This is a genomic window from Achromobacter sp. ISS7 (genome assembly GCF_056523125.1).
On sequence record NZ_JAWRZD010000001.1, the window covers coordinates 2,030,774 to 2,042,596 of the forward strand.

Sequence of the window (11,823 nt, forward strand, 5' to 3'; positions counted from 1 at the left end):
ACACGGGCGGGCGGCGCGAGGCTCAGCTGCCCTGCTTGTATTTGTCGTGCAGCTCCTGCAGCAGCGGCTGCGGCGGCTGGATGTCCAGGCGCTTCTCGGTGGCGATCAGCCAGCCGCTGCGGTGCCAGCCCTGGATCACCTTGTCGACGGCGGCGATGGTGTCGGCCTCGCCCTTGCGGGTCCAGACCACCGAATTGGCGGGCAACACTTCCGTGGCGATGGGCGCGTGGTAGTCGGCCCATTCGGGATTGCTGCGCAGCAACGGATGGATCAGCGTCGAATCGTGCACCGCGGCCACGCACTGGCCGCCGCGCAGCGCCAGCAGCGAGTCCGAAGAGCTCTTGTAGCCCTTGACCACCGCGCCGTAGTCAGCCTGCAGCGGGCGCGCGAAGCTGCTGCCCTGCGACACGCAGACCGGCTTGCCGCGCAGGTCTTCCCATTTGGCGATGCCGCTGTCCTTGCGGGTGGCGGCGGCGCCGCCGACGCGGAAGAACGGCGTCGGCGCGTAGCCCAGGATCTCGGCGCGCTCGGGATTGAGTTCCATCGACGCGATCAGCAGGTCGACCTTGCCCGAGATCAGGAATTGCGTGCGGGTGGCGGTCTGCACCTGCACCAGTTCGGCCTTCACGCCCAGGCCCTTGGCCAGTTCGCGCGCCAGGTCGGGATTCCAGCCCACCAGCTGCTGGGTGGACGGGTCGATCGAGCCGAACACGCCGCCATTGGCCAGCACGCCGATGGTGACGGTGCCGCGTTCCTTGATCTTGTCCAACGTGGCGTCGGCGTGGGCGCCGGCGGCGCCGGCCGCCAGGGCCAGCGCGACGGCCGTCTTCAGGAACCAGCCCGGGGTATTGCGAGTTTTCATGTTGTTGTGCCGTATGCATTGAACGGAGTTCTATGCTGCGGTCCGGCGGCTGACAACACAAAGAAGACTTTCAGATATGAATATGAAACCGCTGTTACGCGGCGCGCCCGGGTCTCAGTCGAGCTTGACGTCGGCCGTGGCGATCACGCGCTTATAGGTGGCGATGTCGTCACGCACGGTCTGGTCCACGGCCTCGGGCGAACTCGCCGCGATGGCGAAGCCCAGGCCTTCCAGCAGCGCGGCCGTCTCCGGCTCGCGCAGCACCGCCACCACGTCGCGATGGATGCGCTCGACCAGCGGCCGCGGGGTCGATGCCGGCACCACGAAGCCCTGCCAGCTTTCGACCGCGTAGTCGGCCAGGCCGGCCTCCTGCATGGTCGGCACCTCGGGCAAGGCCTTGGAACGGTATGGCGTGGTCACGGCCAGCGCCACCAGCTTGCCGCTGCGCACGTTCTCGGTGGCGGCGGCCAGGGTGATCAGCATCGCGTCCACGTGCCCGCCCAGCACGTCGAGCGTGGCCGGCCCGCCGCCCGGATACGGGATCTGGTTGGTGCGGGCGCCAATGCGTTCATTGAGCAGCTCCACCGCCAGGTGCTGCAGGCTGCCGTTGCCGCCGGGCAGCGCCAGCGAGATCTCGCCAGGCCGGCTGCGCACCAGCGCCACGAATTCCTCGAAGGTGCGCACGCCCAGGCCGGGCCGCACCACCAGCAATTGCGGATTGACCACCGCCTTGGTCACGCCCTGCAGGTCGCGCAGCGGATCGTAGTGCTGCTTGCCCGGCTGCAACGCGTTCAGCGACAACGCGTCCCCGCCCAGCAGCAGCGTATAGCCGTCGCCGCGCGCGTGGGCCACCGCGGCGTTGCCGATGGCGCTGCTGGCGCCGGGCTGGTTCTCGACCACGACGCTCTGCCCCCACTTCTCGCTCAGCTTCTGCGCCACGGTGCGGGCCAGCTTGTCGGCGCTGCCGCCGGCCGCGATCGGCACCACCAGCTTGACCGGTCGGCTCGGATAGCGGTCCACGTCCTGCGACGGCGCCGGCGCGGCCCCAGTCAGATTGCCCAACAACCCCGCGCCCACCACCACGCCCGCCGCCAGGCCGAGCGCGGCCTTGAGTACGGATCTGCGTCGACTGCCCATCACTTGCTCCCTGCAGGAAAAATCGTGCAGGCCAGGATAGGAGCGCGCCGCGCGCCCGACAAATACCGATACGCAATGTGGAAATGCCGCGGCGGCTTACGCCAGGAACGCCAGCATGCGCCGCGCCAGCTCGCGCGGCTGCTCCTCGGGCAGGTAATGGCCGCAATCGGCCAGCACGCCGCCGCGCAGGTCGCGCGCCAGCGGCGCCAGCGCCTGGTACAGGTCGGGCGCGCTGCCGAGTTCGCCGCCCAGCGCCAGCACCGGCTGCGTCAAGGGTGTGTCGCGCAGCGCCGCGTTCTGCAGGCCCGACTGATGCGCGGCGCGGTAATAGCCCAACATGCCGCGCAGGCCGCCCAGCGTCTGGTAGACGCGTTCATACTCGTCGATGTCAGCGCGGCTGAAAACGCCTGGCCGGTTGGCGGTCTTGCGGTTGAAGAACCACTCGATCAACACCCGCTCGCGCCCCTGCAACAACGCTTCGGGCAGGTCCGGCACAGTGTTGAACAGGAAATGCCAGCGCTTCCAGTTGTCCGGGCCCAGCTCGAAGCTGGCCGGCAGCGTGACGCCAGGGATGTTCGCGTCCAGCAGCACCAGGCGCTCGACCTCGTCGGCGTGGCGCGCCGCGTAGGGATAGGCGATCCAGGCGCCGATGTCGTGGCCGGCCAGCGCATAACGCGTCAACCCCAGCGTATGGAACAGCGCCCGCAGGCGCTCGCCCGCCGTCCGCGTGTCGTAGCCGTCCAGCGGCTTGTCCGAATCGCCCTGCCCGGGCAGGTCCACCGCATACAGCCGGAAATGTGGCGCCAGCAGGGGCATGACCCGGCGCCACGCGTACCAGCTCTGCGGGAACCCCGCCAGCAGGATCAGCGCGGGCCCGGCGCCGCCCTCCACCACGTGATAGCCCAGGCCATCGACCCGCACCTGCCGGTGGCGAAACGGCACGCCGTCAAGCGCAAAGGCGTCGGCATCCTTGAAAGTATCCATGGGCCGCCTCCGTTCAATGCAGCGCGCCGCCGCTGGCCTTGATGTCCGCCCTCACCGCCAGCGAGGTCGCCACCATCACCTTGATGCCTTCGATCAGCGTGGCCAGCGCCAGGCTGGGCTGGCCGGGATGGCGCGTCGCCATCTCGGGCAGGTACGGCACGTGCACGAAGCCACCGCGCAACGCCGGGCGCTCGGTGGCGATGTAGTGCGCCAGGCCATAGAAGATGGTGTTGCAGTTGTAGGTGCCCGCCGTCGACGACACCGACGCCGGCACGCCCGCGCGGCGCAGGTCGCGCACGATGGCCTTGATCGGCAAGGTCGAGAAATAGGCGGCCGGGCCGCCCGCGACCACCGGTTCGTCGATCGGCTGGCGGCCTTCGTTGTCGGGGATGCGCGCGTCCACCACGTTGATCGCGACGCGCTCGATCGAGACGTCGCTGCGCCCGCCGGCCTGGCCCAGGCAGATCACCAGGTCCGGCCGGGTGTCCTCGATGGCCTGGCGCAGCACGCCCACCACCTTGCCGATCACGCATGGCAACTGGCGCGCCACCAGGGTGGCGCCGGCCACCTGCGTGCCATCCAGCCGCCGCACGGCTTCCCACGACGGGTTCAGGGTTTCGCCATCGAACGGTTCGATGCCGGTAATCAATACAGTCGTCATTGCGCAGTCCTTCGATACGGTGCTGCCCGCCATGGTAGGACCGCGCCCATGAATTGTTGAAATCCATAATCGTTATTCGTATTATTGACAGCATGAATCTTTCCGCCGTCGACCTGAACCTGCTGGTCGCCTTCGAGGCGCTCTACGACACCCGCAATGTGACCCTGGCCGGCCAGCGCATCAATCGCGCCCAGCCGTCGGTCAGCAGCGCGCTGGGGCGCCTGCGCCTGCTGTTCCAGGACGAACTGTTCCTGCGCACCGCCGACGGCATGCAGCCCACGCCCAAGGCCGTCGCGCTGATGCCGGCCGTGAGCGCGGCGCTGGACCAGATCCGCCAGGCGCTGGCGCAAGGCGCCGGTTTCGATCCCCGGGCCGCGGCCGGCCGCCGTTTCACCGTGGCGGCCAGCGACTATGCCGACGTCGTGATCGTGCCCCGCATCGTCGCGGCGCTGCGGCGCGACGCCTCCGGCATCGACCTGCGCATCGCGCGGCTCGACCGCGCCGCCCTGTACGAACAGCTGGACAACGGCAGCGTCGACCTGGCCATCGGCGGCCACCTGGCGCCGCCCAAGCGCATGCTGCGCGAACGCCTGTACCAGGAGCAGTTCGTCTGCATCGCGGACAAGCATCACCCCGCGCTGCGCGGCCGCAAGCTGGACCTGGCGCGCTACGTGGCGTTGCCGCACGCGCTGTTCACGCCCAGCGACGACGGCTCGGCCCGCGGGGTGGTGGATGCCAGCCTGGCACGGCTGGGGCAGCGGCGCCGGGTGGCCTGCACCTTCGCCCACATCGTCGCGCTGCCGCACGCGGTGCAAGGCACCGACCTGGTCGCCACGCTGGCGCGGCGCGCCGCGCTGCGGCTGGCGGGCGATGGCCTGACCCTGCGGCCGCTGCCGCCCGAAGTCGACCCGGGCCCCTTCGATATCGACATGGTGTGCAGCCGGCGCGCGCCCGGCGACGCGGCGCTGGCCTGGCTGCAGCAGGTGGTCCGGGACGCCGCCGCGCCCTTGAGGGAATGAACCTGGCCGGCATGAAAAAAGCCGGCCCCGTTCCCGGGTGCCGGCTCGCCGTGCCACGCGGCGCCATGCCGCCTCGTAGCGAAATCAATTGGCTTTTTCGTCCTCGCCGGCATAGCCGCTGATGTAGGGACGGCCCGAGCAGCGCACCATCGCCACGCAATTGGGCAGGCCGCTCTTGGCGCTGCAAGTGTTGCGCGCCGCGTCGCGCGCCGCCTTCGGATCGGGATCGAGCGCGGTGTAGCTGGTGCCGCGGCCCTTCACGCCCTTGATCCAGGCCAGGCCGACGCAGCTGTCGCGGTAGGTCAGCACCTTGGTGCAGCCGACGCACTCTTCCCAATCCAGCAGCTTGCTGATGGCGTCCTTCTCGTTGGGATAGCCATCCGCGTAGGTCAGGTCGCCCGACTCCATTTCGGCGACGGCGCCCCAGTACTCGCGGTCGTTCAGCTTGGCGGACAGCGCCTCCAGCTCGGCCGGCGTGGCCTGCCTGGCCGCGGCCACGTCCTGCGCGCTGTAGCCGGGCCCGACGCACAGCGGCATCGTGGTCAGCCAGCATTTGCCGTTGGGACTGCCGGCGGTGCAGCGTCGGATCGCCTTCTTGGCTGCCATTTCCGGCGACACGCTGTTGCCCGGGAACAGATCGTTCGAGGTGTTGCGGGCGTAGGTCATGCAGCTGTCCGAAAACCAGCTCAGCGATTTGCAGTCCTTGCCGCCGCCCTTGCGGCACGCCGCCAGCGCCGCCGATTCGGCCGTCTTTTCGGAATCCTCCGGCAGCGCCCAATAGACCTTGGCGTGTTTTCCATCCGTCGCGATGCCGCCGTAGAGTTTGTCGGCATGCGCCTGCGGCGCGAACAGGCCCGCCATTAACGCCAACGCGCCGAGCGCGGCGCGGATAATCGGAGAAAATCGGGCAAATATCATCGTTCGGATTCCGGATCGGATGGATTCAGCGGCCACGATCTTAGCAAGCGGTTTCCCCGGTCCGTCCCCTTTGCCGACCCCGCATAGGCATATTGAGTAACAAATTTCACAGCTGACAGGGGGAAGCTGGCCCCGTTTTCCGGTAAAAATGGCGGACCTTTCGTAAGCAGGCTGTCAGTCTGCAATCACTCTCCCGTCACATGCCGTGCCGATCCGGCCTGTCACGAAGAGACACAAAAGGCCCAGCGCGCCCGGCCTGCGATCGCAGCCGCCGCGCCTGGCCGACACGGAGCACCGACCGCACGCCATGACGTTCCCCCTGCCCCTTTCCGTCCGCCGCCCGCCGCTGCGCCTGGCCGCCAGCCTGATCGCCGCCGCCAGCCTGGCCGGGTGCGCGCCGATGCCCTCCGGCGGCAGTTCGTCGCTGCCGTCGCTGAGCCGGGTTTTCTCGGAAGGCCTGTCGTTCTCTCCCAGCGTCAACGTCGCCCGCAACATGCAGGGCCGCTCGATCAACGACGCCATCGCGGCGCTGGGCGAGCCTTCCAAGAAGCGCGCGATCGGCAACACCATGGAACTGGAGTGGTCCGATTACCAGTCGGCGCCGTACCAGGAATGGGTCACGACCGGCACCAGCCAGCAGGTGGTCGGCATGATCCCGGCCACCAACACGACCGCGGCGACGCCGGTATTCCAGCAAAGCAGCAGCGGTTATTACCAGGGCCGCACCCGCATTTACGAATGCAAGGTGCTGATGCGCATGAAGGACAGCGTGATCGTCGATTCCACCGTCGACGGCAATGTCTGCCCGGAATTCATCGCCGCCCTGCGCAAATGGGCCGGTGAAAACGAAGCCAAGAATTATGTCGTGAAATAAGGCCCCTGGGCGGCCGTGTGAAACACGCCGCCCATGCAGGCAGATAATGGCGGCGGGGATACTTATTTTGTCGACATTATTATCAATCCGGCTCCAAGGCTGTCACCAAGCTGAATGAAAAAGCCTTAATTACGAAAAAGAAAAAATAAATATCGTTGGTCGATTAATTTCCCGGCGCCTGCGCCGTTAGTGGTGGTGATACTCCCCGGCAAGCCTCATGGGCAGCTGTTGCCCGCCAGGAATACCACTGACATGACCACGATCTCCTCTTACACCCCGCCGCTCGTCATCGCCCCGCAGGCGCCGGCGACCGGGGTGTCCCGCGTCACCACCGTCAATCGCAGCCCCGACATCCCCGCATCCACCTCGGTGACGCTGGGCCAGCCGGCCAACGTGCTGACCTATTCGCCCGAATCCGTCGCCGCCGGCCAGGTGCGGGAACCTGACGCACTGTCGTCGCTGATGTCCGACAACGTCCGCGCCTCGTCGCTGACCGGCCAGTTCAAGGGCCTGGCCGCGGCTCTGCTGGGCCGCATGCAGAACGATGGCGGCAATTACTCGCTGTCGATGCCCCTGGCCCGCGCCGCCGCGCCGGTGGACGGCGTCGCCGCGCCCCAGGGCGCGGCCGTGGCCGACAATTCGGTCGCGCTGCGCATCACCACCGCCAGCGGCGCCAAGGTCACGGTCACGCTGGAAAGCAATGAAAAGGGCCTGGGCGTGCAGATCGACGTGGGCGACGCCAAGCTCACCGAGGAAGAACGCACCGCCATCGCCGGCTTGTCCAAATCGTTCCAGGAAGCCGTCGACGGCCTGACCGCCGTGCCGCCCAAGCTGGCGCTGGGCGCACTGGCCAAGTTCAACAGCAGCGTGCTGTCGTCGGTCTCGCTCGAAGCCACGGTCGGCGCCGAAGGCCCCGACCGCGTCAGCTTCAACTTCCAGGCCGACGCGGGCCAGCGCTCGCTGACGATCAAGACCGTGGCCGGCTCGGCCCAGATCAACGTCGACGCCAGCAAGCCCAGCCAGTTCGGCAGCGCCCAGCAGCAGACGGCCGCCATCAACAACTACCTGACCAAGTTCGACAGCGCCCAGAACCGCGGCCAGGGCGATGCCGCGCTCATGACGCTGTTCAAGTCGGGCTTCTCGGACCTGCACAAGAGCTACGGCGAGTGGGCGCCGGAAGGCAAAACCACGACGCGCCTGGGCATGCCGGCCGAGGTGCATCGCACCATGCTGTCCGGCCTGGCCGACTTTTCCGCCTCGATCAACCAGGCGCCGGTCGCGTCCAATCCGCTGCAGGCGCGCGAGCTCGACACCTTCTCGTACGAGACGTCGCAGAACACCACGTCCAGCGGCCGGCCGCAACTCGACCTGGCGATCTCGCAACAGCAGCAATCGTCGCTGAACGCCAGCTTCCACCGCGCGCTCACGCCCGACCAGAAACTGAACCTGACCACGGATCCGGAATCGCAGAACTACGCGTTCTACCAGATCCGCGACGACCACAGCAGCCGCACCGACATCGCCTACGAAAACGGCGAACTGGCCAAGGCCCTGTTCACCGAGTCCAGCACGATGTCCACCCTGGTGACCAAGTTCATCAAGGGCAAACAGGTCGACCAGAGCCGCATCACGCCCACGACCCAGACTCGCTCCGAGGACCTGATGAGCCTGCTGCGCGCCGCCGACCTGAACTCGGCACGCGAAGACGCGCGCACCCCGCGCGACCAGGTCGAGGCCACCCTGATCCGCAAGCAGGAAGACCTGGCCCAGGCCGTGGCCCGCCTGCGCGGCTGATCCCGCCTCTGCACGCACAACGGGGCAGGTCCGGCGCTTATGCCGGCCTGCCCCGTCGCTTTTTGGGCCGTCTCCAGGCGCGGCTAGCCGTCCTGCGGCAGCTTCGCGATCACCTTGATCTCGAAATCGAAGCCATACAGCCAGGTCACGCCGACCGCCGTCAGGGTCGGGTGCGGCGCCTGGCCCCAGTATTCCGGCACCACCTTCCAGATGGTTTCGAACTTGGCCGCGGGATCCACCATGAACACGGTCACGTCGACCACGTCCTCGAAGCTGCCGCCCGCCGCCTTCAGGATCGCGTTCAGGTTGTCGAACGCCTGCCGCACCTGCGCTTCCAGCTCGGGTTCGGGCGACCCGTCCTCGCGGCTGCCCACCTGGCCCGACACGAACAGAAAGCCGTTCGACCGCACCGCCGGCGAATAGCGGTTGCGCTCGTACAGCGCCTGGCGCCCGGCCGGAAAAACCACATCACGCGTTGCCATTCAAGTACTCCTGTCTCGGGCCTCGGCCCGTATTGATGATGCAGTCACTGTACGGACGGCGCTGCCGCCGATAAACGGGCAAGCCTGTCCATCACTGTTTGTAAAATGCAAACAATCCCCTGATCCCTGGAGTGGCGATGGACCGTTTCGACGCAATGCAGGCCTTCGCCCGGGTGGTGGAAACCGGCAGCTTCACTAAGGCGGCCGACACGCTGCACATGAGCAAGACCAGCGTCACCCAGCTGGTGCAGCAGCTCGAGGCGCGGCTGCGCGTGCGGCTGCTCAACCGCACCACCCGCAAGGTCAACGTCACCGCCGACGGCGCCGTGTACTACGAACGCGTGCTGCGGCTGCTGGCCGACATGGACGACGCCGAGACCAGCCTGTCCGGGGCCGCGTCCGTGCCGCGCGGTCGCCTGCGGGTCGACGTGCCCAGCCCGCTGGCGCGCATGATCCTGGTGCCCGCCCTGCCCGCCTTCCATGCGCGCTACCCGGACATCCAGCTCGACATGGGCGTGAGCGACCGCATCGTCGACGTGATCGGCGAGAACGTCGACTGCGTGGTGCGCGGCGGCGAGCTGACCGACCAATCACTGATGGCGCGGCGCGTCGGCGACCTGCAATTGCGCGTCTATGCCGCGCCCGCCTACCTGCAACGGGCCGGCGCGCCCGGCCATCCGCGCGATCTCGAGGACAGCCACCACCGCATCGTCGGCTTCCTCTGGTCGCGCAGCGGCAAGCCCCTGCCCTACGCCATGCGGCGCGGCGACGAGCGCGTCCATGTGCACGGCCGCTACGTGGTCGCGGTGGATGACGGCAACGCCTATCTGGCGGCAGGCCTGGCGGGCATGGGCGTGTTGTGGCTGCCCGACTACATGGCGCGCGAGCATGCCGCGCGCGGCGAGCTCACGCCGTTGTTCGAGGATTGGCGGCTGGATTCGATGCCGCTGTACATCGCCTTTCCGCCCAACCGCCACGTCAGCGCCAAGCTGCGGGTGTTCATCGACTGGGTGGCCGAACTGATGGCGCTGCATGCGCCGCCCGAATTCGCTCGCATACACCCGCCACCTACAATACGGCAATCGAAGAGGCCTTGAGCCTGAACCAAGGATGTGCATGACTACCGCAACCCCCCGCGCTACGAGGCCACACCGATGAGCGAATGGAGCGAGATCAAGGCGCGCTTCAAGCGCCCGCTAACTGCGCTGTTCCTCTGTCTGATGCTACTGCTTTGGTCCCGCGATCTCTTCGACGCCGCGAACAGGGCGTACCTGCCACCCGATCCCGCCACGCTGCATGCCATCGTCGTGCGCGTGGACAAGTTGGCCGGATGCCCCTACACGCGGACCGCCGGCTCCCGGCAGAACAGCGGCTACAGGCCTCTTTGCTATTTCTCGAACGACTATCCCGACGCGGCGTTCGAGGCGGGCGCCGTTGTGACCGGCCTCGTCCTGCCACGGACCCTGGAACTGCTGACCGACCGCGAGCCGAACGACCTGAAGAACGTCTACGAGGGCCAGATGTTCAGCGTGCACGTGCCCATCAGGGTTTATGGGCTGCGCCAGATGGACGGCAAGGTGTTGTGGGATCCGGTGGCCACCTACGATAGCGCCTGGTCCAACAAGCAGCGCAAGAATGCGTATGCCTGGCTCATGGTGCTGATCGCACTGGGCTGCGCCGCCTACGCCTTCCTCGGGATCCGGGCGATCCTGCGCGATCCGCATCTATGACCTGACGGCCCGTCGCCCCGCCTGGCTCAGGTCCGCCTGGCCAGCCACACCGTCGCGTTGCCGCAAGCAGCGTCCCATTCGACGTGGCGCAATACCTCGAAGCCGTTGGCCGCGAGCAGCTCGCGGTATTCGGCACTGTCCAGGCTGCCGTGATAAAGCGGCTGGCCGTCGAGCTGGCCGATGGCCTCGCCCAGCGTCGTGCCGCTGGTGAACATCAGCGCCGCGCCCGGCGCGGCCAGGCGCCGGAACTGCGCGAACATGGGCCGCTGGTCCTCGGGCGACAGATGGAAGAAGCTGTGCCACGCGATCAGGCCGTCGAACGGCCCGGCGCAAGGCAGCTGGCGCATGTCGGCGGCGATCCACGCCTGCTCGGGAAAGCGCGCCGCGGCGCGCGCCAGCAACGCGGTCGAACTATCGACGCCGGTAATCCGGCAGCCGTGTTCGATCAGGTGGCCGGCGATCGGCACGCCTGTACCGCAGCCGATGTCCAGCACCCGCGGCGCGGCCGTCGGCAACGCCGCCCGGAAATCGGCCAGCCAGGCGCGCTCGATCAACGCGGCGCCGCGGTCGCGCTCGAACGCCGCCGCATGCGCCTGGTACAGCGCCATCACGTTGCGGGACAAGGGATTGGACACGGCCTCAACTCGGCGCGGCGCCACGCATGAACAGGTCCCATGCGCGGTCGAAGTAATCCTGCTGCGCCGCCGGATCGGCAAAGCGCGTCTCGCCCAGCATGGTGGCGACCAGCGGCTTGATCGAGGTGGCGTACAGCAGCTGCTCGGCGATGAACGCGGCGTCGCCGCCGCCCAGGGTCCCGGCCGCCTGCGCCTCGGTCACCATATCGGCCAGGCGCCGCAGGAAGGGATCGTCGGCGCCGGGGGTGGGCTGCACGCCCTTGGCCGGCAAGGCCTCGCCCAGCGCCACGCGGTTCAGCGCCACCAGTTGCGGACGCAGGTTGATGTCCAGCAAGGCGCGCGCGTAGCGGCGCAGGCGCTGCTCGGGCTCGCCCGCTTCGGCCATACAGGCGTTCAGTTCCTCGACGATCGCGCCGCGGAACGTGTCCATCAACGCGCCGAACAGCGCGGCCTTGGAGGCGTAGCGGCGATACAGCGTGTCCTTGCCCGCCTTGCAGATCTCGGCCACCTGCTCCATTGACGTCGCGGCGTAGCCCTGCGCGGCGAACAGCTCGGCCGCGACCTCGAGGATGCGGCGCTCCAGCTGCGCCGCCGCTTCCCGGGTCGGCCGCCCGCCCGGCGCCTTGCGCGCCGTCTCGCCGGCGGGCGACGGCGCGGCCACGCGGCGGGCGGGGGTGGCGGTCTTGCTGGGCTGGGTGGTGGTCATCCAATCGGTCCGTGGGTGGCA

General features: G+C 68.2%; 13 protein-coding genes. 5 read left to right on the top strand and 8 right to left on the bottom strand.

The window, feature by feature from the left end; translation table 11 throughout:
* Nucleotides 1–22 precede the first annotated feature (22 nt).
* The 4 genes from AC1HFW_RS09115 to pcp all read right to left on the bottom strand — a co-directional run bounded on the left by AC1HFW_RS09115 (nucleotide 23) and on the right by pcp (nucleotide 3,644).
* The gene (locus tag AC1HFW_RS09115) at nucleotides 23–862 is read right to left on the bottom strand and encodes a transporter substrate-binding domain-containing protein (protein ID WP_061071124.1); all 840 of its coding nucleotides are present in this window, start codon (nucleotides 860–862) and stop codon (nucleotides 23–25) included.
* Nucleotides 863–976: 114 nt separating this feature from the next.
* Nucleotides 977–1,999 (bottom strand): Bug family tripartite tricarboxylate transporter substrate binding protein, encoded by a 1,023-nt coding sequence (locus AC1HFW_RS09120; protein ID WP_061071123.1) that lies wholly within the window; start codon nucleotides 1,997–1,999, stop codon nucleotides 977–979.
* Between the two features lie 96 nt (nucleotides 2,000–2,095).
* Nucleotides 2,096–2,983 carry an alpha/beta fold hydrolase gene (locus AC1HFW_RS09125; protein ID WP_116521965.1) on the bottom strand — a complete coding sequence of 296 codons (888 nt, stop codon included), beginning with the start codon at nucleotides 2,981–2,983 and terminating at the stop codon, nucleotides 2,096–2,098.
* A 13-nt stretch (nucleotides 2,984–2,996) separates the two neighbouring features.
* Nucleotides 2,997–3,644 carry a pyroglutamyl-peptidase I gene (gene pcp / locus AC1HFW_RS09130; protein WP_479282862.1) on the bottom strand — a complete coding sequence of 216 codons (648 nt, stop codon included), beginning with the start codon at nucleotides 3,642–3,644 and terminating at the stop codon, nucleotides 2,997–2,999.
* A 92-nt stretch (nucleotides 3,645–3,736) separates the two neighbouring features.
* Here pcp and AC1HFW_RS09135 point away from each other — a divergent pair, with 92 nt between their 5' ends.
* On the top strand, nucleotides 3,737–4,663 hold the full coding sequence (locus AC1HFW_RS09135) for a LysR family transcriptional regulator (protein WP_479282864.1): 927 nt from the start codon (nucleotides 3,737–3,739) through the stop codon (nucleotides 4,661–4,663).
* An 84-nt stretch (nucleotides 4,664–4,747) separates the two neighbouring features.
* Here the strand turns inward: AC1HFW_RS09135 and AC1HFW_RS09140 are convergent, their stop codons facing one another.
* Complete coding sequence (locus tag AC1HFW_RS09140; protein WP_035360425.1) at nucleotides 4,748–5,581, bottom strand: DUF4189 domain-containing protein; 834 nt, start codon at nucleotides 5,579–5,581, stop codon at nucleotides 4,748–4,750.
* Between the two features lie 307 nt (nucleotides 5,582–5,888).
* On the opposite strand from AC1HFW_RS09140, the gene AC1HFW_RS09145 reads away from it, so the two are divergent.
* Nucleotides 5,889–6,455, top strand: a complete 567-nt coding sequence (locus tag AC1HFW_RS09145) for a hypothetical protein (RefSeq protein ID WP_006395191.1) — start codon at nucleotides 5,889–5,891, stop codon at nucleotides 6,453–6,455.
* Nucleotides 6,456–6,707: 252 nt separating this feature from the next.
* A complete protein-coding gene (locus AC1HFW_RS09150) occupies nucleotides 6,708–8,249 on the top strand; it encodes a hypothetical protein (RefSeq protein ID WP_479282867.1) in 1,542 nt (513 codons plus the stop codon).
* An 83-nt stretch (nucleotides 8,250–8,332) separates the two neighbouring features.
* On the opposite strand, the gene AC1HFW_RS09155 is transcribed toward AC1HFW_RS09150, so the two are convergent.
* Complete coding sequence (locus AC1HFW_RS09155; RefSeq protein ID WP_061071118.1) at nucleotides 8,333–8,731, bottom strand: RidA family protein; 399 nt, start codon at nucleotides 8,729–8,731, stop codon at nucleotides 8,333–8,335.
* Between the two features lie 137 nt (nucleotides 8,732–8,868).
* On the opposite strand from AC1HFW_RS09155, the gene AC1HFW_RS09160 reads away from it, so the two are divergent.
* Both AC1HFW_RS09160 and AC1HFW_RS09165 read left to right on the top strand, forming a co-directional pair.
* A complete protein-coding gene (locus tag AC1HFW_RS09160; protein WP_198483840.1) occupies nucleotides 8,869–9,828 on the top strand; it encodes a LysR family transcriptional regulator in 960 nt (319 codons plus the stop codon).
* A gap of 57 nt (nucleotides 9,829–9,885) precedes the next feature.
* Nucleotides 9,886–10,461 carry a hypothetical protein gene (locus tag AC1HFW_RS09165; RefSeq protein ID WP_479282869.1) on the top strand — a complete coding sequence of 192 codons (576 nt, stop codon included), beginning with the start codon at nucleotides 9,886–9,888 and terminating at the stop codon, nucleotides 10,459–10,461.
* A gap of 26 nt (nucleotides 10,462–10,487) precedes the next feature.
* Here the strand turns inward: AC1HFW_RS09165 and AC1HFW_RS09170 are convergent, their stop codons facing one another.
* Complete coding sequence (locus AC1HFW_RS09170; protein ID WP_238889562.1) at nucleotides 10,488–11,096, bottom strand: class I SAM-dependent DNA methyltransferase; 609 nt, start codon at nucleotides 11,094–11,096, stop codon at nucleotides 10,488–10,490.
* Between the two features lie 4 nt (nucleotides 11,097–11,100).
* The gene (locus AC1HFW_RS09175; RefSeq protein WP_479282872.1) at nucleotides 11,101–11,802 is read right to left on the bottom strand and encodes a TetR/AcrR family transcriptional regulator; all 702 of its coding nucleotides are present in this window, start codon (nucleotides 11,800–11,802) and stop codon (nucleotides 11,101–11,103) included.
* Nucleotides 11,803–11,823 lie beyond the last annotated feature (21 nt).